The following is a 19,752-nucleotide window of genomic DNA, read 5'->3' as shown; positions in this document are numbered from 1 at the left end:
CCAGCGCTCCCTTGCAATGTCGAAGGCCCATTTTGCCGTCAAACCGACGGGCCCCTCACGCCCGTGCGCGCCCAGGCCGGCAGCGGCACGGGCCGGTGCAGCACGTCGTCGTTGAGCCACTGCGCGCTGCGGCGCGCACGCTCGGCCACGGTGTCCAGCGGCAGTTGCTGATAGTCGTCGTTGAAGACCTCGAAGCTGTAGTCGCCCCGGTAGCCCAGGCGGTCCAGGCGCAGCACCAGGTCGGCCAGGCGCTCGCTGTGCACGCCCTCGCCCGGAAACACGCGGAAGGTGCGCGCCGTGGCCATGCGTTCCTCGAAGGTGGGCGCGTCATGCCACATGAAGTCGGACAGCTGCACCAGGAAGATCTTGTCGCGGTCGATCAGCTCCAGCGCATCCAGCGGCGTCTTGGCAGCCAGGATGTGGAAGGAGTCCAGGCCGATGCCCAGGTTGGACATGTCGGCGCGGCAGACCACGTCCCAGCTGGTGGTGAATTCGTTGACGTTGCGGCCCCAGGACAGCCCCTCGTAGGCGATCTTCACGCCCAGCGGAATGCCCAGCATGGCCAGCTTGCGCAGGTCGCGCGCAATCACGTCGAGGTCGCCCGTGGCATGGCGCGAGGTGGACGAGCAGGCCAGCAGCACGGGGCTGCCGATCTCGGCGCACATCTCCAGCATGGATTTGGCGATGTCCACCTTGTAGTGGTGCAGGTGGTCGGACAGGCCCTCGAAGTCGCGCAGCACCTGAAAGCCCGTGGGCCGCAGGCCGCTGGCGCGCACGGCCGCCGCCGCCGCCTTGACGCCGCCCGGGTGACCGGCCAGGTCGCGCGCACTGAGCATGACCTGGGTGAAGCCCGCGCGCCGTATGGCGTCGAGCTTGGCCTCCAGCGAGCCATTCAGAGTGATGGTGTCCATGCCATAGCTGTCCAGCAAGCCCATGTTGCCCTCCAGGATCGTTGTGTGTATCGGCGGTTGAATCGGACGGCGGCGCGCCAGGCTTTGCGCTAGGCGTCGCGGTGCACCAGCTCGAACACCACGGTGCCCATGGCGTTGCGCGTGAGCGCGCCGCGGTCATCGGGGTGCAGGCGGCTCGATTCCACGAACTCCACGCCGCGCTGGCGCAGCGCCTGCACGGCGCCAGGCACGTCGGTGGTGCCCAGGCCTATGCGCTGCAGGCGCTCGGGCATGTCGTCCCACTCCAGGCCCGGATCGGGCTCGATGAGCTGCCACAGGAAGCGCTTGCAGGGGCTGCGCATGAGCTTGCCCTTGGGCAGGATGCCGAAGCGCTGCGCGTCGGGCAGCAGGTGGAAGTCGAACATGCGTTCGAAGTAGGTGATCCAGTCGGCGCTGCGGCCACGCCCTATGTACTGGACCACGCCGAAATAGCCCAGGCCGGTCAGCGCCGGTGGATGGGGATCGGCCCCGGCGACGGGCTTGAAATCGATGTCGTAGATGGAGAACTCCTGCCATCGATCGACAAAGTAGAAGCGGCTGCCACCCGGGCCGTGGATGGCCGGGATGTGCAGCTCCATCGCCTGGGCCTGGCTGGGCGCCGCCCAGGCTCCCAGCTCGATGCAGCGCGTATGCGCCTGCAGGGCATCCTGCACGCGCAGCGCCACGGCCGAGATGACGGGCTGCCCGTCCGAGGCGGCATTGGCCAGCGCATCGGCAGCGCCCGCATTGACCACCAGGTTCATGTCCCCCTGCCGGTACAGCGTCACCTCGCGCGAGCGGTGCCGCGCCACGGGGCGAAAACCCAGCCCCTCCAGCACCTGGCCCAGGGCCTGGGGCTGGCTGGTCGTGTACTCGATGAACTCTATGCCGTCGATCCCGAGGCGATTGGACGCCTCGGGCACGTCTTCCCGGCTGCTGGAGGAGGAATCGGTCATTGCGGTACTCCGGGTGGAAACATGATTGTCGCGCCACGCCCAAGTGGCATCGTTCTCTTACGATCAAATACGCGTAAAACTGGCTCGGCCCAACTCAGAGACACCAAGGAAGGGCCGCCCCGCACCGAGGGTGTCGTCCCCCTTTCAGGGGAAGACGCGAAGCGGCTCAGGGGGTGAGCTGTTTTTCGAGGTCGTGCAGGACCTGATAGCAGGGCAGCACCTGGGCCACGCTGGCATTGGGCTCGCGGCCTTCGCGGATGGCGGCGAAGAACTCGCGGTCCTGCAGCTCGATGCCGTTCATGGACACATCGACCTTGGAAACGTCGATCTTCTCCTCCTTGCCGTTGACCAGATCGTCATAGCGCGCGATGTAGGTGCCGGTGTCGCCGATGTAGCGGAAGAAGGTGCCCAGCGGGCCGTCGTTGTTGAACGACAGGCTCAGCGTGCAGATGGCGCCATTGGCGGCCTTGAGCTGGATGCTCATGTCCATGGCAATGCCCAGCTCCGGATGGATGGGGCCTTGCACGGCGTTGGCCTTCACGATGGGGCTGCCGGCCTGGTAGGCGAACAGGTCCACGGTGTGGGCAGCGTGGTGCCACAGCAGGTGGTCGGTCCAGCTGCGGGCCTGGCCCAGCGCGTTCATGTTGGTGCGGCGGAAGAAGTAGGTCTGCACATCCATCTGCTGGATGTTGAACTCGCCGGCCTCAATCTTCTTGTGCACCCACTGGTGGCTGGGGTTGAAGCGGCGCGTGTGGCCGCACATGGCCACCAGGCCGGTCTGTTTTTGCAGATCGGCCACGGCCTGGGCGTCCTTGAGGCTGTCGGCCAGCGGGATCTCCACCTGCACATGCTTGCCGGCCTTCAGGCATTCGATGGCCTGGGCGGCATGCATCTGCGTGGGCGTGCACAGGATGACGGCGTCCACCTCGGGCAGGGCCAGGCTGTCGGCCAGCTCGGTGGTCACATGCTTGATGCCGTACTTGTCGGCCACTTCCTGGGTCTTGGCCAGCTCGCGGCCCACCAGGGAGACGACTTCCACGCCGGCTATGTTCTTGATGCCGTCCAGGTGCTTGATGCCGAAGGCACCGGCGCCCGCCAGGGCGACTTTGATGGTCTTGTTGCTCATATGAGTCTCCGTAGAGCCGCCTCAAGGAGGCGAAGGCCCCCTCGGGGGGCAGTGAATACACGCAGTGATGAACGTGGGGGCCTCAGCCGTTCTCCAGGATGAGGTGTCCCACGGCCGTATTGGACGCGGGCACATGGTAGAAGCGGTGGTTGACCTTGGGCAGCGGCGCAGGGCCATCCACATCGGCCATGGCGCCGCGCGCGATCAGCCACATCACCAGCTCGATGCCTTCGGAGCCAGCCTCGCGCACGTAGTCGATATGCGGCATCTTGGCCAAACCGGCAGGGTTCTCGATCAGCAGGTCCAGGAAGCGGTTGTCCCACTCCTTGTTGATCAGGCCCGCACGCGCGCCCTGCAGCTGGTGGCTCATGCCGCCCGTGCCCCAGATCTGCACGTTCAGGTCTTCGTCGAAGCTTTCCACGGCGCGGCGGATGGCGCGGCCCAGGTTGAAGCAGCGCTGGCCCGACGGCACGGGGTACTGCACCACGTTCACGGCAAACGGAATCACCGGGCAGGGCCAGGCGCCCGTGCGCGCATCCTGCTCGCCGCACATCAGCGACAGCGGCACGGTCAGGCCGTGGTCCACGTCCATCTTGTTGACGATGGTGAGGTCGAAGTCCTGCTGGATCACGGACTGCGCGATGTGGCTGGCCAGCTCGGGATGGCCGACGACCTTGGGCACGGGGCGCGGGCCCCAGCCTTCGTCGGCGGGCTGGTATTCGGCGGCCGTGCCGATGGCGAACGTCGGGATGAAGTCCAGGCTGAACGCGGTCGCGTGGTCGTTGTAGACCAGGAAGATCACGTCGGGCTTGTTGTCCTTGAGCCATTGGCGCGAGTGCTCGAAGCCCTTGAACAAAGGCTGCCAATAGGGCTCGTCTGCCTTGCCCAGGTCCATGGCCGCGCCGATGGCGGGCACATGCGAGGTGTAGACGGATGCGGTGATGCGCGCCATGTCAGTTGCCTTCCTTGTTGTTCTTGTCCACGCTGCCGGCCTTGCCCTGCGGCTGGCGGTGGGCCTGGGCATCGCCCTCCTCGCCCACGCGGCGGTTGCCTTCGGCCGAACGGCCTCCGCCCACCATCATGTTGCGGTATTCCTCTTCGGACATGCCGGTCATGGAGCCTGCCATCTGCTGGAAGCTCTTGCCGTCCGTGGCGCCGATCTTGGCCAGGAAGTAGATGTTGCCGCCCGTGCGCATGCACCAGTTGAGGTCGCGGGCAAGCACGGCCTGCTTCTGTTCCTCGCTCATGGCCCATTCGTCCAGGTAGGCACGTTCGTCGGCCTTGAAGCGCTCGCGGTTCTCGGCCTTCATCAGCGACATGCAGAACTGGTTGAGCCAGTAGCCTTTGCGGGACTGCTCGGCATCAAAAATGATGGTGCCGGGCACGTCCAGATAGGGTTTGTCCAATGCCATGGATATCTCCTTGAATATGTCCGGCACCCAGGCCGGACATGGTCGCCTTCAGGCCTCTTCGGGCCAGTAAAGGCGCATGGGGTTGTCCACCAGCAGCTTGCGCTGCAGTTCGGCCGTGGGGGCGATGTGCGGGATGAAATCGACCAGCAGTCCGTCATCGGGCATGTGGTCCTTGAGGTTGGGGTGGGGCCAGTCGGTTCCCCACAGCACGCGGTCGGGGAACTCCTCGACCACGCGGCGGGCGAAGGGCACCACGTCGCGGTAGGCATTTTGCTCGCCGTCCAGCGCCTTGGGGCCGGTGACGGACAGGCGCTCTGGGCAGCTGACCTTGCTCCAGACGTTCTGGTGCTCGCGCATGAACCTGAGGAACAGCTCGAACTCGGGGCCGTCCACGGGCTTGTTCACATCGGGGCGGCCCATGTGGTCCACGACCACGGTGGTGGGCAGGCTGGTGAAGAAATCCCACAGCTCGGGCAGGTCCACGGCCTCGAAGTAGATGACCACGTGCCAGCCGAGCTTGGCGATGCGGCCCGCGATCTCCAGCAGCTCGTCCTTGGGCGTGAAGTCCACCAGGCGCTTGACGAAGTTGAAGCGCACGCCGCGCACGCCGGCGGCGTGCAGCTCCTGCAGTTCCTCATCGGTCACGCTGCGGCGCACCGTGGCCACGCCGCGCGCCTTGCCGTTGGCGGCCTTGCAGGCATCGACCATGGCGCGGTTGTCGGCGCCGTGGCAGGTGGCCTGCACGATGACGTTGCGCGCAAAGCCCAGGTGGTCGCGCAGCGCGAACAGCTGCTGCTTGCTGGCGTCGCAGGGCGTGTACTTGCGCTCGGGCGCGAAGGGGAATTCATCGCCAGGGCCGAAGACGTGGCAGTGGGCATCCACAGCGCCTGCCGGCACCTGGAACTTCGGCTTGGAGGGGCCGGCGTACCAGTCCAGCCAGCCGGGGGTCTTCTCGAAATTGCTCATGCGCTTCTCCTCCTCAATCGATATAGCGCAAGCCGGCCTTTTCCAGGGGCTCGCGCATCTTGTACATGTCCAGGCCCAGCACGCCGGAAGCCAGCTTGGCGCGCTTCTCGCCCTCGAAGCTTTCGCGCTTTTGCGCGGCTTGCAGCGTGGCGGCGGCCTTGGCGGCGGGTACGCAGACCACGCCGTCATCATCGGCCACGATCACGTCGCCGGGCGTGACCCACATGCCTGCGCAGACCACAGGGATGTTGACCGAGCCCAGCGTGGCCTTGATCGTGCCCTTGGAGGAGATGGCGCGGCTCCACACGGGGAAGTTCATTTCCTGCAGCGTCTTCACGTCGCGCACGCCGGCGTCGATGATCAGCGCACGCGCGCCGCGCGCCTGAAAGCTGGTGGCCAGCAGGTCGCCGAAGTAGCCGTCCGTGCATTCCGAGGTCACGGCCGCGACCACGATGTCGCCGGGCTGGATCTGCTCTGCGGCCACATGCATCATCCAGTTGTCGCCGGGCTGCAGCAGCACGGTGACGGCCGTGCCCGAGACCTGCTGGCCCGCGTAGATGGGACGCATATAGGGCTTGAGCAGGCCCACGCGGCCCATGGCCTCGTGGACGGTGGCCGAGCCCAGGGCGGCCAGGCCGTCGGCGGCCGCGCGGTCGGCGCGCTGGATGTTGCGGTAAACCACACCGAGTTCGTACATGGTGTTCTCCTTGGATCTGTGGTGGCGGCCTGCTTACAGGCCCTTGTGCTTGAGGGCGGCGTCCAGGCGCGGGAACACGCGGCGCGCGTTGCCTTCGTAGACCTGGTAGCGCTCCTCTTCGGTGAGGTTGGCCGTGGCCTCGATGTAGCGCTTGGTGTCGTCGTAGTAATGGCCCGTGGTCGGGTCGATGCCGCGCACGGCGCCGATCATCTCGCTGGCGAACAGGATGTTCTTGACCGGGATCACCTTGGTCAACAGATCGATGCCGGGCTGGTGGTAGACGCAGGTGTCGAAGAAGATGTTGTTGAGCAGGTGCTCGTCCAGCAACGGCTTCTTGAGCTCCTGCGCCAGGCCGCGGAAACGGCCCCAGTGGTAGGGCACGGCGCCGCCGCCATGGGGGATCAGGAACTTGAGCGTGGGGAAGTCCTTGAACAGGTCGCTGGTCAGGCACTGCATGAAGGCCGTGGTGTCGGCATTCAGGTAGTGGGCGCCCGTGGTGTGGAAGCACGCGTTGCAGCTGGTGGAGACGTGGACCATCGCGGGGATGTCGTACTCCACCATCTTTTCGTAGATGGGATACCAGGAGCGGTCCGACAGCGGGGGCGAGGTCCAGTGGCCGCCTGAAGGGTCGGGGTTCAGGTTGATGCCCACGTTGCCGTACTGCTCCACGCACTTGACCAGTTCGGGGATGCAGGTGGCGGGATCCACGCCCGGCGACTGCGGCAGCATGGCGGCTGGGATGAAATGCTCGGGGAACAGCTCGCTGACGCGGTAGCACAGCTCGTTGCAGATGGCGGCCCAGGTGCTCGATGTCTGGAAGTCGCCGATGTGGTGGGCCATGAAGCTGGCGCGCGGGCTGAAGATGGTGAGATCGGAGCCGCGCTGCTTCATCAGCTTGAGCTGGTTGGTCTCGATGGTCTCGCGGATCTCGTCGTCGCTGATCTTCAGGTCGCTGGCCCTGGGGGCCTTGGACGGGTCCTTGAGGCCTGCGATCTGCAGGTCGCGCCAGGCGCCCAGGGCCGCGGGCGCGGTGGTGTAGTGGCCGTGTACGTCGATGATCATCGGATGGTCTCCTGCGTCTTTATGGGGTGGGAATGTGTCAGTGGAGGGGTGCGGCAGGCGCCGCGCCGCCTTGCGGCTCGGGACTGCTGTACTGCTTGATGATGAGGGCGGCCATGGCGATCACGCCCGGAATGGCCACCACGGCAAAGATCTCGCTGAAACCCAGCTGGCGCGCCGACAGCTCGGCCACCAGGAAGGAGCCCGCGATGCCGCCGAAGCGCCCGATGCCCAGCATCCAGGCCACGCCCGTCGCACGACCACGCGTGGGGTAGTAGGCGGCGGCCAGCGCCGGCATGGACGATTGCGCGGTGTTCATGATGGTGCCGGCCAGGAAGACGGCCACCACCAGCCAGCCCAGGTGGCCGGCCGTCTGGCCTATCCACCAGATCGAGGCCGCCGTCAGCGCATAGCCGATGGCGATGATGCGGTTGGCATTGAAGCGGTCCATGAGCCAGCCGAACAGCACGGCGCCCACGCCGCCCAGCGGGAACAGCGCGGCCACCAGGGTGCCGGTCTTGGGGTCCAGGCCCGCTTCCTTGAACAGCACGGGCATCCAGTTCATCAGCGCGTAGAAGATGACCAGGCCCATGAAGTAGGCGATCCACAGCATGATCGAGCCCACCCGGTACTCGCGCGACAGCACCACGCCCATGCCGCTGCTGGCCTGGGATTCGGGCTGGGGCTTGGACTCGGTCAGCACGAAGCGCTGCACGCCCTGCACGGCATCACCGGCAATGCGCGCCAGCACCTTGCGGATGCGCTCGGCCGGGTAGTTGTTGGCCACCATGTGGCGTACCGATTCGGGCAGCAGCACGACCAGGGCCACCAGCAGCAGCAGCGGCGCGGCACCGCCCAGGATGAGCACGCTGCGCCAGCCGAAATGCGGGATCATCCAGGCCGCCAGAAAGCCGCCGAAGGCCGCGCCCAGCGGAAAGCCGCAGAACATGGCGTTGGTCAGCGTGGCGCGGCGCGAATCAGGGCAGTACTCGCTCATCAGCGTGACGGCATTGGGCATGGCGGCGCCCAGGCCCAGGCCGGTGACGAAGCGCAGCACGGCCAGCGTCCAGATGTCGGGCGAAAAGCCCGAAGCCAGGCAGGACACGGCAAACACCGCCACCGAACCCACCAGCACGGTCTTGCGGCCCAGCCGGTCAGCCAGCGGACCAGAGAACAGGGCGCCTGCGGCCAGGCCGAACAGCGCCGCGCTGAGCACGGGCGCCAGCGCAGGCTTGCTCACGCCCCACTCGCCGATCAGCGAGGGCGCGATGTAGCCGATGGCCGCCGTGTCAAAGCCGTCGAGCAGGACGATCAGGAAACACAGCGCAAAGATCACCCACTGGAATCCCGAAAACGGGTGCTCGTTGAGCAGGGTCTGCACATTGACGCCGGTTGCTGCGGCGTCCTTCTGGACGGATGTCATGACTTGTCTCTTCCACTGTCTCTCGGCCTGGCGGATACCGCATCTGCGCGCGCGACCCGCCCCTTGCACTGCAGGGGCCGGCAAGCCCCTGCGCTGTTTCTTCAGTCCTGCCTGCGGCCGTCCCAGACCGAGCGCGGCACCATGACCTCGCCGCGCATCAGCAGGCGCGCCGTGCGCAGCAAGGCGGCCTTGGTCACCTCCTCGGGGTGGGCCGGGTCGCTGTCCAGCGTCACGCTGAATTCGCCCGTGGGATGCTCCACCGACACCGTGAGCGGGCCCGCGCCCTGCGTGAGCTGCGCCACGCCGTCGCACACGGTGCCCGGCATCTTCACGGCCGTGCCGACGGTGACGGCTGCCAGCACGCCGATGGCGTCATGGCAGACGTGGGGGATGAAGCTGCGCGTGCTCAGCGCGCCGCCATGCCGGGGCGGCGCGATCAGCGTCATCTTGGGGTAGTTCTTGGCCGAGACATCGCCCAGGCCCATGGTCCGGGAGATCTGCAGGCGCAGCGCCTCGATGCGGCGCTTGAGGTCGGTGTCGGCGTTGAGCTCGGCCACGGTCTCCAGGCCGGTGGCGCCCACGTCGGCGGCCTTGAAGATCACCAGCGGCATGCCGTTGTCTATGCAGGTGACGTCGAGCGTGAAGGGTTCGAACCCCTCGCCCGTCACCGTGACCGTGTCCCGGGGCTTGCCCGTGGGCAGCAGGCCCGAGCAGACCGAGCCGGCCGTGTCCAGGAAACTGATCTCGATGGGTGCCGAGCTGCCGGGCGCGCCGTCGATGCGGGCCGAGCCTTCGTACTCCACCTGGCCGCCGGGCGTCTGCACGGTGATGTCGGCCGCCATGCCGGTGTTCAGCGTCAGCACGCGGAAGGTGCTGGTCTCGCCGCGCGAGGAGACCATGCCGGTCTCCAGCGCAAAGGGAACCACGCCGGCCAGCATGTTGCCGCAGTTGGGCGTGGTGTCCACCGTGTCCTTGTCGGGCTGCAGCTGGGCGAAGAGGAATTCGAGGTCGATGCCCTCCTTGTCGGAGAGGCTGACGATGCCGACCTTGCTGGTCAGCGGATGCGCGCCACCCACGCCGTCGATCTGCCGCTTGTCGGGCGAGCCCATGGCTGCGAGCAGCACGCGGTCGCGCGTGGGCAGGTCGGAGGGAAGATCGGTGGCCCGGAAGAAGGGGCCCTTGGAAGTACCGCCCCGCATCAGCAGGCAGGGAATGGCCGTTTGCATGGCTGTCTCTATCAGTATGGGTATGACAGCTATTGTGAGCATGGCGCGGGCCGGGCACCACTGAGCAAGCCCGCTAGCAGCTATAGCAAACCGGCATAGCCCAATGCCAGGCCTGGGCCACAGACTGCGACGCCCGAGCGCCGCAACTGCTTGATACAACTTATTTTTATGCGGTGCCGCTCAATCGCGGCCATGGCCCCGGCCGCGATCATGGTCATGCCCGCGGCCGCGGTGGTCGTCACCACGCCCGCCATGGCGATCGTGGCGATCGTCACGGTCCCAGCGGCGGTCATCGCGGCGGTGTTCCCATTCACGGTGGCGGCGCTCCTCGCGCCAGCGAGGATCGGGCCGCGGTGGCCCGGCGTGCCAGTGCGGCGGCGGGTTGCGCAGGAAGTACACCGGGCGGCCGCAGGCGCCGTAACGGGCGCAATGCTTGCCCCAGTGCTTGGCGTGGCCCGGGGGCACCCACATGTAGACAGGCGGCGGAGCCATGGGGGCCGGCGCAATGATCACGGGGCGCTGGTACAGCAGCGCTGGCGGCGGCGCGTTGCCGATGTCCACGGTGCCGTAGACGCCCGGTGCCAGCTGGCCCGAGACCGAGCCGCTGATGTAGGTCTGCGCCTGGGCCGCAAGGGCCGAGCAGGCCAGCGCAAGGGCGGCCGCGGCGCGCAAGGTGGATCGCAAGGTGAGCAGGGCCATGTTCTTTTGAAGTGGGTGAAACAGGAAAGGCCCCGTTTCTACCAAGCGCGCGGGGCCGCGTGGGCCGCTGCGCCTGAAAAGGTGTAAGAACCCGTTCAAGCCAGCGCCCGTTCCTGTTCAACGCGCCAGGGCTGCCTGCGGTGTACAGCAGACCGCAATGGTCCGGTTTCTGGCCTGCACGCGCTCAGTCCAGCTTGAGCCGGGAATCCTTCACCACCTTCTGCCATTTGGCGATCTCGGCGCGGCGGAAGGTCTCCAGCTCGGCCGGCGTGGAGCCTATGGGCTCGGCGCCTATGCCAGCCAGCCGCTCCACGATGGCGGGCTCGCGCAGCACCTTGGCCAGCACCGTGGACAGCCGGTTCACGATGGCGGGCGGCGTGCCGGCCGGCGCAAAGATGGCGTTCCATTCATAGGTCTCGTAGCCGGGCACGCCCGACTCGGCAATGGTCGGCAGCTCGGGCGCAGCCTTGGAGCGCTCCAGCCCGCCCACGGCCACCGCGCGCAGCTTGCCGGTCTTCACGTGCTGCCAGGCCGAGCCCATGCTGGCAAACATCAGCGGCACCTGGCCCGACATCACATCCATCATGGCCGGGCCGCCGCCCTTGTAGGCCACATGGTGCAGCTGCGTCCTGGCCAGCAGGTTGAACAGCTCGCCCGCCAGGTGCTGGGCCGAGCCCGGTCCTGCGGACGCAAAGTACAGATGCCCGCCCGCCTCGGAACGGCCAGCCAGGATCAGGTCCTGCACGCTCTTGATGGGGGACGACGGCGCCACCACCAGCACATTGGGCACGCGCAGCAGCAGCGACACGGGTGCAAAGGCCTTGAGCGTGTCGAACTGCATGCGCGCGTGGATGGCCGGGTTCTGCGCGTGGTTGGAGGCATCGAGCATCAGGGTGTAGCCGTCGGGCTGGGCCTTGGCCACCTGGGCGCCGCCGATCATGCCGCCTGCCCCGCCCCGGTTCTCGATCACCACGGGCTGGCCCAGCTCGGCAGACAGCCTGGGGCCGATCAGGCGCGCCACCACATCGACGGTGCCGCCCGGCGGATAGGTCACGACCAGGGTGACGGGGCGCTCGGGGTAGTTGGGCGCTGCAGCCGCTGCGGCCGGCGCGGCCATGCCGGCAACGGCCCAAAGCAGGCCTGCGGCCGCCCACAGGCTGGCGGTGCGTCTGGACAGGGAATTCATGGTGTGTCTCCTTGGTTTGGCATGTCGTTTTGGAATCGGAACAGCTCGAAGGCGGTGCGGCCCAGCACGGCCTGCAGGGGGCCGGCATCGTCCAGCCAGGCCTGCAGCCAGCGCACGGCCGCCGGATAGCTGGCCTGGCCGGCGTGCTGCGTGTGCGGCCAGTCGCTGCCCCAAAGCAGTCGCCCGGCCGTGAAGGCCTGCAGCAATTGCGCGGTGGCCTGCCGGCCCGAGGCGGCGCAGTCGGCGGCCTGCCAGATGCGGTAGGGCGCGGATAGCTTGACCCACACACGGCCGCTGTCGGCCTGCTGCAGCAGATGGCCAAAGCCCGGATCGCGCACGCCCAGGGCCGGGTCAGGACGCCCGAAGTGGTCAATCACTACGCGACAGCCGGCTGCCAGCAAGGCGGGCAGCAGGTCCGGCAAGCGCCCGGCCTGCAGGTGCAACTCCACATGCCAGCCCAGGGTGTTGGCCTGCTCCAGCACGCGGCGCCAGCCGGGCGCATTCAGATCGGGCAAAGGCAGGCCGATCAGGTTCAGGCGCATGCCCACCACGCCGGCATCGGCCAGGGCCTGCAGTTGTTCATCGCCCGTGCTCTCATCCACCACGGCCACGCCGCGCAGGCGCTGCGGCTGGGCGCGCAGTGCCTGGAGCAGGTAGCTGTTGTCCGTGCCCAGAAAGCTGGGCTGCACGAGCACGCCATGGGCCAGCCCATGCGCGTCCAGGTGCTGCAGATACGTGGCCAGGGCCGCATCTGCGTCGGGCGCGTAGCGGCGCACATCGGGCATGGGCAGGCCACGCTCGAAGACATGGGCGTGGGTATCGACGCTGGACGCAATGGCGAACCGGGGCACGGCAGACACGGGAAGAACTCCTTGTGGGTTGCGCCACGCAAGGCGCGGCGCTGGGGGCATGGGGCCGGATTCTAGGAACGGGGGATATATATTTCCATTCTTCAAAATGGATTTATTCATACTGGATCGATATGGAAACCCGGCATCTGCGCTACTTTCTCGCGGTGGTGGACCAGGGCAGCGTCAGCCGCGCAGCCGACTGGCTGGGCATTGCACAGCCCGCGCTGAGCCAGACCCTGGCACGCATGGAAAAAGACCTGGGCGTGCAGCTGTTCCAGCGCTCACGCCAGGGCGCCCTGCCCACGCCGGCCGCCCTGGCCATGCTGGACGATGTGCGCACCAGCGTGGCCCGCATAGATGCCGCCGCCAGCCGCGCGCGCGAGATCGCCAGGGGCAGTGCGGGCCAGTTGACCGTGGGCCTGGTGTCCTCGGCGCTTTTCGGCACCCTGCCCCGTGCCCTGCGCGCGTTGCGGCAGCAGGCGCCCGGCGTGCGGGTCATCCTGCGCGAGATGAGCAATGCCGAGCAGGCCGAGGCCCTGCAGACCGGCGCCATCGACATCGGCCTCATGCACACGCCCGTGGCCGTGGGCGGGCGCATGCGCGAGCGCCAGCTGCTGCGCGAGCGCCTGGTGGCCGCCGTGCCCGATGAATTGCAGATCGGCGAGGACGGCCGGGTCAGCCTGGCCCAGATCGCCGAGGCCGGGCTGGTGATGTATCCGCAGGCGCAATTGCCCGTGCTGCATGCCGGCATCCTCGACGCGCTGCGCAAGGCCGGGCACGAGGCCCATGTGGCGCAGGAAGCCAACCGTACCCTCACCGTGCTGGCCTGCGTGGCCGGCGGCTGCGGCGTGGCCCTGCTGCCCAGCTGGATACGCTCCATGGACTTTCGCGGCGTGCGCTTTTGCGAGGTGCGCGACGGCCAGGCCCTGCCCAGCCTGGACCTCAGCGCCATCTGGCCCGCACGCTCCACGCCCACGCTGGCCGACCTGTTCGCGCACCTGGATCTGGGGGAAGACTGAGCCGCCAGAGCCCGCTGCAACCAGGTGCGGACCGGCACCCGTGCAAGAAGCGGGATGCGCCTGCGCCTGCGCCGCACTACAAACCGCTTTCCCTCATTCACGGAAAGAAAAGGTGCGAGATGCAGCCATCGCCACAGCAACTCCACGGAAAAGTCGCCCTCATCACCGGCGCCAGCTCAGGCATAGGCCGCGAAGCCGCCAGGCTGTTTGCCCGCCACGGCGCCAGGCTGGTACTCACGGCCCGCCGCCAGCCGGAACTGCAGACGCTGGTGGCGGAGATCGAGCACAACGGCGGCCAGGCCATCGCGCTGGCCGGCGACGTGCGGGACGAGCCGCTGGCACAGGCGCTGGTCGAGACCGCCACGGCACGCTTTGGCGGCCTGGACATCGCCTTCAACAATGCAGGCATGACCGGCGATCCCTGCGCCCTGCCCGATCTCTCGCTGCAGGCCTGGCAGGACGCCATCGCCACCAACCTCACCAGTGCCTTTCTGGGTGCCAAGCACCAGATACCGGCCCTGCTGGCACGCGGCGGCGGCTCGCTGATCTTCACGTCCACCTTCGTGGGCCATACGGCGGGCCTGCCCGGCATGGGCGCCTATGCCGCCAGCAAGGCCGGCCTCGTCGGCCTCACCCAGGTCATCGCCGCCGAATACGGCCCCCGCGGCCTGCGCGCCAACGCCCTGCTGCCCGGCGGCACCGACACACCCATGGGCCGCGCCAGCACCCCCACGCCCGAGGCGCGCGCCTTCGTCGAAAACCTGCACGCCCTCAAGCGCCTCGCCACGCCCGCAGAAATCGCGGCGGCGGCGCTGTTTCTGGCGTCGGACGCATCCAGCTTCATCACGGGCACGGCCATGGTGGTCGATGGTGGCGTGTCCATCAACCGGACTTGAACGAGATCCCTGGCCGGCATGCCCAGGCCAGGGGCCTCAACGCCTGGACCGCATCTGTCCCATGCGGCTTACTGTTACGTCCTGGCCATGCCTGCCCGTGCAACTTCAGGGCCGTCGCTGCAATGGCGGCCCGGTTTGATTTCCTGCTCCCGCTGCCGGGCGTGGTTGTTTTGCGGATCGCCTGCGCCGGCCTTTTCAGGAGGATAGAAAGGAATGAATTCATCCCCGGGCAATGCGCCGTGCGAGGCATGCTCGAAGAAGAAGAAGAAGTAGATGCCTTCGTGCTCCATCCATCGCGGGACAAGATCGCAATCGCTTTCGTTGAATTGAACGCAGCAGTCCCAGTTGCGATAGGCGCGCGTGAGTTTCCTTTGCAGCGGATGGCCATAGACACCCAATACCTGCTCGATGATGTCGGGCACGGTCTGGTTCTGGAGGATGCGAAATTCGCTCTTGCGCGTGGCCAGCCACAGCCAGCGGCTCAGGCGCGTCTTGCAGGCATAGTGGCGGTGGTCCCGTCCCTGCATGCCAAAGCGGGTGACGATGCCGTCGATGAAGCGCCTGCCGCCGCCCTGGATTTCTATTCCTATGGTGGCCGCGCAATTCACGGAAATGCAGCTGCTCGCCCAATGGCATATGGATGTGGCGTATGGCTGATGACCAGGCGTGTCATTGTGTGAACCGCCCTGGGACTCAGTTCCAGGGCGGCCTCCTCTTCCCTTTCAAGGGAACGGAGCATAGACAAATGAAGCGCATTGATGCAATCCATCTGAATTGGAAATACACTATCCATGCAGGCAACTGCACCTCATCTTTGGCCAGCGCCATCTTTTGCATTCCAGAAATAAAGCGCCATAAGCCCCCGCATTCCAAGCACTCTTCAAGCAATAGATCAATTACACCCCATTACAGCATTGTTGACGGCTATGGCATTTAACCTTCGCACAAGGACCATCGAATGCTCACGACATATACTCGCGCCAAATTGCAGGAATGGAATACCTGCAGTCCGTCAACTGTGATTTGTTGCCTTTGGAGCAAGGATTCGTTGCCTAGACTGCATCTCCATGCCTGCAGGAGCTACAGGCAGGCACAGTTCCAATTCGGCTGTGAGCGTTCGTGAACACTGACTAATCGCGTCGAGATTGTTATAGTAAATAACGGAATCACCATGACTAGACACACTCAGCCCATCGTGGAGCGCTTGTTCAGGCCCATGGAACGCTCGACCCGTCAACGCAGTTCGATACGCACGGTCATGGAAGAGGCTGGACGCCCCTTGCTGCCGGCCGAGATCCTGGGCGCAGCGCAGCGCGAGGTGCCAGCCATCGGGCTGGCCACGGTGTACCGCAACATCAAGCAGCTGATGGAAGCGGGCGAAGTGCAGGCCGTGGACCTGCCCGGCGAGGCCACGCGCTACGAGCTCAGCGGCCGCGCCCATCACCACCATTTCCGCTGCATGAGCTGCAACCGCGTGTTCAACGTGCCCGGCTGCCCTGGCGACATGCAGCGCATCGCCCCCGAAGGCTTTGTGGTGGAGCGCCATGAGATGACGCTGTACGGCGTCTGCAGCGACTGCCACCAGAACGTGCAATAGCAGGCGGCCGCCAGCCTCGGGCTCAGCCTCTGGCCCACGGATCAAGAAGATGACAGCCATGGTGCAGGCCCTGCCTGAGCCATGGCTGTTTCTTTTTTACCCGCCCTTTGCTCAGCGCCTGCCGGGCCGGACGCGGCCTGCGGCAAAACAGGCGGCCAGCACGGCCAGCGCAGCCACCACCCACAGCATTGCCGTCTGCGCCCAGGCCGGCCGCGCAGGCCGCAGGCTGGCCGTGAAGGCGGGCTGGGCCGCAAAATCCTGCGCACCGAATGCGCGGTCCTCAAACAGATAGGGATAGAGGAAGGCGCGCAGGCGCGCGTGAAAGGCGGCGATGTCGTCCTGATAGGCCAGTTGCGCCAGCAGGTCGGTGCCGGCCTGGCGGTGCAGCGCGGCCTGCACGCCCACGCCGGGCAGCAGCCAGCCCAGGCGCCCGGTCCAGGCCTGGCGTGCCTGCAGGCCGGCGCGGTAGGCGGCGAACTGGGGCGCGACACTTTCATCGCCGAGCTGCTGGAAGGCGTAGTACCACTTCCAGTGAAAGCCTGCGGGCAGCGGCGCGGTGTCGCGCCATTCGGGGTGGTTGCGGAAAAAGCGCTCCATGGTCTGCTCGCGCGGCAGGTCCCAGGCGCCATGCACGGTCTGGCGCTGGGCCAGCATCAGCTCCACGCCCTGGCTCACGGGGATGGTGCGCGACAGTGCGGCATTGGCCAGCGTGGGCAGCACCAGGGTCAGCACGGCCCAGCAGCCCATGAGGGCCATGGCATTGGCGACCGAGCTGCCGCCCAGCGTGGCAACCACCAGGCACAGGCCGCTCCAGAAAACCACATAGGCCGTGGCGGACAGCAGCACCGTGGCAAGGGCGCCGGCCGCCGCACCGCCGGCCAGTGCACCTGCCAGGGCAGGCAGCATCACGCAGGCCAGCACCAGCGCGCAACGCAGTCCCGCGCGGCGCAGCCACAGCCGCCGCCCGGTGCCGGGCATGGCCTGCAGCGTGCCCAGGCGGCCCGATTCGCGCTCGCCCGAGACCAGGTCGTAGAGCAGCGCGATCAGGAACAGCGGCACCAGGTAGACCAGCACGAAAGCGAAGTCGAAGCGGCCCGCCAGCGCCAGCTCCGGATTGAAGATTTCGCCTTCATGCAGCTGCGCCTGCAGCGCCAGGGCACGCACGCGCAGCACATAGGGCGCGGCATCACGCAGGCCCAGGGCAAGAAAGGCCGTGGACGATGGTGCATCCCAGGTGGCGTGAAAGCCGTAATAGGCCACCGAGCCTGCGTCGCCGGACTGGGCATGCCGGCCTGCCTGGGCAGCCATGTCCTGCTGCTGCAGTTGCGCAAGGCGGTCCAGGGTCAGGCGTTGCGAAGCGATCTCGCGCAGGCCAGACAGCACGGCCAGCGTGGACAGCAGCAACAGCAAGGCCAGGGCGCACAGCGCCAGGCGCGAGCGCGTCAGAAGACGCCATTCGTGCAGGAGCCAGCTCATCGCGCCACCCTCCCCAGCCGTTGCGCGGCCAGCAGCAAGGCCACTACCAGTGCAGCCAGCCATGCCAGCAGCACGCAGGCGCCAGGCGCCGCACGGCTCAGGGCCGCCAGCGGTGGATCGGGCTCGTGGTGGAAAGCGGACACGCCGCGCCAGTGCTCGTGGCCGATGCGGTTGTCGCGGCTCGATCGGTCGGCCGCATAACTGAGCTTGTCCACCTGCAGGCGGTTGAGGGCCTGCACCATGCGGTAGCGATGCTGCTCGGCCTGCTCCAGAAAGCGCCGGTAGCCTTGCAGGTCGGTCCCGGCCACGGCCATGGACAGGCGGCGCAGCGCGATCACGGGGCTGACCAGGGCAAATGCGTCGGCCCGGCGCAGTTGCTCGGCCTGCAGATCGAAGCTGGCCTCGGCATGGCGCCTGAAGAGTTCACTGGTCAACCGCTCGCCCTCCATGCCGACCAGGCCCTTGTAGTTGACGGGCAGATCCTCGACGCGCGAGACACCGTACTGCGCCAGCACCCTGGCGCGGAAAGCGGCGAAATAGGGATCGTCGGGATTGTGGCTGTCGCCCAGTGCCGCCAGTTCGCGCGCGGTGGCGATGTCGGTCTCGAAGCGCGTGGGCAGCGCCAGGGCAGATCCCACCAGCTCAGGCACCAGACGGGGCAGCAGTACCACGGCGACGGCCCAGGCCGCCAGCAGGGCCAGCAAGGCATCGCGCCCGCGCCGCATGAAGGCCGAGACAGCGGCGATGCCCACCGCCCAGAGCATCAGCCACAGCACATGGCCCGCCGCCAGCGTGGCCACCAGGCTGATGGGCACCGGCGTGGCCACGGCCATCCAGGCCAGGGCCAGCAGGGCCGGCAGCAGCACCAGGGCCGCCACGCCCGCCAGCGCCAGCAGCTTGCCGGCCACGAATTGCCGCGTGCCCACGCCCTGGGCCAGCAGCACGCGCAGGGTGCCGGCCTCGCGCTCGCGTGCAATGCAGGCATGGCCCATGAAGACCAGCAGCAGCGGCGCCAGCACCTGCAGCACAAAGGCCGGCGTGAGCTGGCCGAACCGCAGCAGCAGCGAGGACTGGCGCACATCGCCGAAGTTGGCGCTGTTCTGGCGGTGGCCCTCCAGAAACAGCGTGTGGCCGGTGTAGGCGTCGATGCCCGCATCAAAGGCCGCCAGCGGATTGAGCGGACGGAACACGAAGTGGCCGTAATGCACCATGCGGTGCGGATGGCGGTCGGGCTGGGCTTCGAACTCGCTGTCCACCTGGGACTGGTGGCGCTCGCGCTGGGCCTGGGCCGCGCTGCGCTGGTCCCAGGCGGTGAAGGCGGCAGCGGCACTGAGCAGCAGCCACAGCGCCATTCCCAGCACGGCCACGCGGTCGCGCAGCAGCAGGCGCCATTCCTCGCGCGCAATGGTCCAGGCCGCGCTCATGCCGCTGCCCCCCGCCTGTCGGCTTCAATGTCCGTGTCCGTGTGCCTGTCCATGCCCACCCCTGCATAGTGGCGGTGCAGTGCGCGCACATCGAAGCGCCCCTCGCCGCTGGCAGCCACTTCCTCGATCAGGCGCCCGCCTGCGATGAAGCCCATGCGGTCGGCCACATCGGCGGCCCCCAGCAGGTCGTGCGTGACCATGAGAATGGCCACGCCCTGGCCGCGCAACTGCATGAGCAGCCGGCTGAACTCGGCCGTGGCCTGCGGGTCCAGGCCCGAGGAGGGTTCGTCCAGCAGCAGCGCCGGCACCTTGCGCGCCAGCGCCAGCGCAATCGCCACTTTCTGGCGCATGCCCTTGGAAAAGCCGGAGACACGCCGGTCGTGCGCGGCGGCGTCCAGCCCTGCGGCAGACAGCGCCTGGCCGATGGCATCGGCCGTGGCCGGCTGGCCCGCCAGCTCCAGCAGGTAGGCCACGTTCTCGCGCGCACTCAGGTGCTCGTACAGCGCCACGTTCTCGGGGATATAGGCGATCAGGGCACGCGCCTGTGCAGGCGCCGTCACCGGGTCCACGCCCTGCACGCGCACCTGCCCGCTGCGCGGCCGCACAAAGCCCAGCAGCAGGCTCAGCGTGGTGGTCTTGCCCGCGCCGTTGGCGCCCAGCAGCGCATAGATCTCGCCCGCATGCACCGCCAGGTCCAGGCCCTGGAGGATGGTGCGTTCGCCGTAGTCCACCACGGCGCCCAGCGCTTGCAGCACGGGCGTGGAGGCAGAGGTGGGGTTGGAAGAAACAGGAAGGGATGGATGCATGGCT

At 67.4% G+C, this 19,752-nt stretch carries 20 protein-coding genes; 3 read left to right on the top strand and 17 right to left on the bottom strand.

Annotation, left to right across the window (positions count from 1 at the left end; genetic code table 11):
• Positions 1 to 38: 38 nt before the first annotated feature.
• The 13 genes from ACFPFG_RS30635 to ACFPFG_RS30575 all read right to left on the bottom strand — a co-directional run bounded on the left by ACFPFG_RS30635 (position 39) and on the right by ACFPFG_RS30575 (position 12,539).
• Positions 39 to 935 carry a sugar phosphate isomerase/epimerase family protein gene (locus ACFPFG_RS30635; protein ID WP_183022113.1) on the bottom strand — a complete coding sequence of 299 codons (897 nt, stop codon included), beginning with the start codon at positions 933 to 935 and terminating at the stop codon, positions 39 to 41.
• 65 nt (positions 936 to 1,000) lie between these two features.
• A complete protein-coding gene (locus ACFPFG_RS30630) occupies positions 1,001 to 1,885 on the bottom strand; it encodes a 4-hydroxyphenylpyruvate dioxygenase (protein ID WP_380109656.1) in 885 nt (294 codons plus the stop codon).
• A 166-nt stretch (positions 1,886 to 2,051) separates the two neighbouring features.
• On the bottom strand, positions 2,052 to 3,011 hold the full coding sequence (locus tag ACFPFG_RS30625; RefSeq protein WP_183022115.1) for a Gfo/Idh/MocA family oxidoreductase: 960 nt from the start codon (positions 3,009 to 3,011) through the stop codon (positions 2,052 to 2,054).
• An 82-nt stretch (positions 3,012 to 3,093) separates the two neighbouring features.
• On the bottom strand, positions 3,094 to 3,963 hold the full coding sequence (locus ACFPFG_RS30620; RefSeq protein ID WP_012206247.1) for a class III extradiol dioxygenase subunit beta: 870 nt from the start codon (positions 3,961 to 3,963) through the stop codon (positions 3,094 to 3,096).
• Position 3,964: 1 nt separating this feature from the next.
• Positions 3,965 to 4,423, bottom strand: coding sequence for a protocatechuate 4,5-dioxygenase subunit alpha (gene ligA / locus ACFPFG_RS30615; protein WP_012206248.1), 459 nt, complete (start codon positions 4,421 to 4,423; stop codon positions 3,965 to 3,967).
• Positions 4,424 to 4,471: 48 nt separating this feature from the next.
• On the bottom strand, positions 4,472 to 5,389 hold the full coding sequence (locus ACFPFG_RS30610) for an amidohydrolase family protein (RefSeq protein WP_013801815.1): 918 nt from the start codon (positions 5,387 to 5,389) through the stop codon (positions 4,472 to 4,474).
• 13 nt (positions 5,390 to 5,402) lie between these two features.
• Complete coding sequence (gene ligK, locus ACFPFG_RS30605; RefSeq protein ID WP_071956256.1) at positions 5,403 to 6,086, bottom strand: 4-carboxy-4-hydroxy-2-oxoadipate aldolase/oxaloacetate decarboxylase; 684 nt, start codon at positions 6,084 to 6,086, stop codon at positions 5,403 to 5,405.
• Between the two features lie 33 nt (positions 6,087 to 6,119).
• A complete protein-coding gene (locus ACFPFG_RS30600; protein ID WP_197955939.1) occupies positions 6,120 to 7,148 on the bottom strand; it encodes an amidohydrolase family protein in 1,029 nt (342 codons plus the stop codon).
• 37 nt (positions 7,149 to 7,185) lie between these two features.
• Positions 7,186 to 8,568, bottom strand: a complete 1,383-nt coding sequence (locus tag ACFPFG_RS30595; RefSeq protein WP_183022118.1) for an MFS transporter — start codon at positions 8,566 to 8,568, stop codon at positions 7,186 to 7,188.
• Between the two features lie 101 nt (positions 8,569 to 8,669).
• On the bottom strand, positions 8,670 to 9,794 hold the full coding sequence (locus tag ACFPFG_RS30590) for a 4-oxalomesaconate tautomerase (protein WP_380109650.1): 1,125 nt from the start codon (positions 9,792 to 9,794) through the stop codon (positions 8,670 to 8,672).
• Positions 9,795 to 9,974: 180 nt separating this feature from the next.
• Entirely contained in the window at positions 9,975 to 10,493 is a 519-nt protein-coding gene (locus ACFPFG_RS30585) for a hypothetical protein (RefSeq protein WP_183022120.1), read from the bottom strand.
• A 184-nt stretch (positions 10,494 to 10,677) separates the two neighbouring features.
• Complete coding sequence (locus ACFPFG_RS30580) at positions 10,678 to 11,679, bottom strand: tripartite tricarboxylate transporter substrate binding protein (protein ID WP_197955937.1); 1,002 nt, start codon at positions 11,677 to 11,679, stop codon at positions 10,678 to 10,680.
• Positions 11,676 to 12,539 carry an amidohydrolase family protein gene (locus ACFPFG_RS30575; protein WP_380109647.1) on the bottom strand — a complete coding sequence of 288 codons (864 nt, stop codon included), beginning with the start codon at positions 12,537 to 12,539 and terminating at the stop codon, positions 11,676 to 11,678. The genes ACFPFG_RS30580 and ACFPFG_RS30575 overlap by 4 nt, the downstream gene beginning before the upstream one ends.
• A gap of 122 nt (positions 12,540 to 12,661) precedes the next feature.
• Between ACFPFG_RS30575 and ACFPFG_RS30570 the strand changes: the two genes are divergently transcribed.
• Together ACFPFG_RS30570 and ACFPFG_RS30565 are read left to right on the top strand one after the other, a co-directional pair.
• Positions 12,662 to 13,549 carry a LysR family transcriptional regulator gene (locus ACFPFG_RS30570; RefSeq protein ID WP_183022123.1) on the top strand — a complete coding sequence of 296 codons (888 nt, stop codon included), beginning with the start codon at positions 12,662 to 12,664 and terminating at the stop codon, positions 13,547 to 13,549.
• 119 nt (positions 13,550 to 13,668) lie between these two features.
• Positions 13,669 to 14,445 carry an SDR family oxidoreductase gene (locus ACFPFG_RS30565; protein ID WP_183022124.1) on the top strand — a complete coding sequence of 259 codons (777 nt, stop codon included), beginning with the start codon at positions 13,669 to 13,671 and terminating at the stop codon, positions 14,443 to 14,445.
• Between the two features lie 74 nt (positions 14,446 to 14,519).
• Here the strand turns inward: ACFPFG_RS30565 and ACFPFG_RS30560 are convergent, their stop codons facing one another.
• Positions 14,520 to 15,053 carry a phage late control D family protein gene (locus ACFPFG_RS30560; RefSeq protein ID WP_380109644.1) on the bottom strand — a complete coding sequence of 178 codons (534 nt, stop codon included), beginning with the start codon at positions 15,051 to 15,053 and terminating at the stop codon, positions 14,520 to 14,522.
• Positions 15,054 to 15,616: 563 nt separating this feature from the next.
• On the opposite strand from ACFPFG_RS30560, the gene ACFPFG_RS30555 reads away from it, so the two are divergent.
• Entirely contained in the window at positions 15,617 to 16,042 is a 426-nt protein-coding gene (locus ACFPFG_RS30555) for a Fur family transcriptional regulator (protein WP_012206260.1), read from the top strand.
• Between the two features lie 111 nt (positions 16,043 to 16,153).
• Here the strand turns inward: ACFPFG_RS30555 and ACFPFG_RS30550 are convergent, their stop codons facing one another.
• From ACFPFG_RS30550 to ACFPFG_RS30540, 3 genes are read right to left on the bottom strand one after another with little or no spacing between them, the layout of a single operon-like run.
• Positions 16,154 to 17,518, bottom strand: coding sequence for a DUF3526 domain-containing protein (locus ACFPFG_RS30550; protein ID WP_380109642.1), 1,365 nt, complete (start codon positions 17,516 to 17,518; stop codon positions 16,154 to 16,156).
• Positions 17,515 to 18,942, bottom strand: coding sequence for an ABC transporter permease (locus tag ACFPFG_RS30545; protein WP_183022126.1), 1,428 nt, complete (start codon positions 18,940 to 18,942; stop codon positions 17,515 to 17,517). The genes ACFPFG_RS30550 and ACFPFG_RS30545 overlap by 4 nt, the downstream gene beginning before the upstream one ends.
• On the bottom strand, positions 18,939 to 19,748 hold the full coding sequence (locus tag ACFPFG_RS30540) for an ABC transporter ATP-binding protein (protein WP_380109640.1): 810 nt from the start codon (positions 19,746 to 19,748) through the stop codon (positions 18,939 to 18,941). Before ACFPFG_RS30540 ends, ACFPFG_RS30545 begins: the two co-directional genes overlap by 4 nt.
• Positions 19,749 to 19,752 lie beyond the last annotated feature (4 nt).

This window comes from Delftia deserti, assembly GCF_042653485.1.
GTDB lineage: Bacteria > Pseudomonadota > Gammaproteobacteria > Burkholderiales > Burkholderiaceae_C > Comamonas > Comamonas acidovorans.
The sequence above is the reverse complement of the archived record's forward strand: the minus strand, read 5'-3'. Positions and strand labels throughout refer to the sequence as shown.

Excerpts from the sequence above, each read along its gene's own strand:
- ACFPFG_RS30635 (WP_183022113.1), bottom strand. The coding sequence starts at position 935 with ATGGGCTTGCTGGACAGCTATGGCATGGACACCATCACTCTGAATGGC.
- ACFPFG_RS30630 (WP_380109656.1), bottom strand. The coding sequence starts at position 1,885 with ATGACCGATTCCTCCTCCAGCAGCCGGGAAGACGTGCCCGAGGCGTCC.
- ACFPFG_RS30625 (WP_183022115.1), bottom strand. The coding sequence starts at position 3,011 with ATGAGCAACAAGACCATCAAAGTCGCCCTGGCGGGCGCCGGTGCCTTC.
- ACFPFG_RS30620 (WP_012206247.1), bottom strand. The coding sequence starts at position 3,963 with ATGGCGCGCATCACCGCATCCGTCTACACCTCGCATGTGCCCGCCATC.
- ligA (WP_012206248.1), bottom strand. The coding sequence starts at position 4,423 with ATGGCATTGGACAAACCCTATCTGGACGTGCCCGGCACCATCATTTTT.
- ACFPFG_RS30610 (WP_013801815.1), bottom strand. The coding sequence starts at position 5,389 with ATGAGCAATTTCGAGAAGACCCCCGGCTGGCTGGACTGGTACGCCGGC.
- ligK (WP_071956256.1), bottom strand. The coding sequence starts at position 6,086 with ATGTACGAACTCGGTGTGGTTTACCGCAACATCCAGCGCGCCGACCGC.
- ACFPFG_RS30600 (WP_197955939.1), bottom strand. The coding sequence starts at position 7,148 with ATGATCATCGACGTACACGGCCACTACACCACCGCGCCCGCGGCCCTG.
- ACFPFG_RS30595 (WP_183022118.1), bottom strand. The coding sequence starts at position 8,568 with ATGACATCCGTCCAGAAGGACGCCGCAGCAACCGGCGTCAATGTGCAG.
- ACFPFG_RS30590 (WP_380109650.1), bottom strand. The coding sequence starts at position 9,794 with ATGCAAACGGCCATTCCCTGCCTGCTGATGCGGGGCGGTACTTCCAAG.
- ACFPFG_RS30585 (WP_183022120.1), bottom strand. The coding sequence starts at position 10,493 with ATGGCCCTGCTCACCTTGCGATCCACCTTGCGCGCCGCGGCCGCCCTT.
- ACFPFG_RS30580 (WP_197955937.1), bottom strand. The coding sequence starts at position 11,679 with ATGAATTCCCTGTCCAGACGCACCGCCAGCCTGTGGGCGGCCGCAGGC.
- ACFPFG_RS30570 (WP_183022123.1), top strand. The coding sequence starts at position 12,662 with ATGGAAACCCGGCATCTGCGCTACTTTCTCGCGGTGGTGGACCAGGGC.
- ACFPFG_RS30565 (WP_183022124.1), top strand. The coding sequence starts at position 13,669 with ATGCAGCCATCGCCACAGCAACTCCACGGAAAAGTCGCCCTCATCACC.
- ACFPFG_RS30555 (WP_012206260.1), top strand. The coding sequence starts at position 15,617 with ATGACTAGACACACTCAGCCCATCGTGGAGCGCTTGTTCAGGCCCATG.
- ACFPFG_RS30550 (WP_380109642.1), bottom strand. The coding sequence starts at position 17,518 with ATGAGCTGGCTCCTGCACGAATGGCGTCTTCTGACGCGCTCGCGCCTG.
- ACFPFG_RS30545 (WP_183022126.1), bottom strand. The coding sequence starts at position 18,942 with ATGAGCGCGGCCTGGACCATTGCGCGCGAGGAATGGCGCCTGCTGCTG.
- ACFPFG_RS30540 (WP_380109640.1), bottom strand. The coding sequence starts at position 19,748 with ATGCATCCATCCCTTCCTGTTTCTTCCAACCCCACCTCTGCCTCCACG.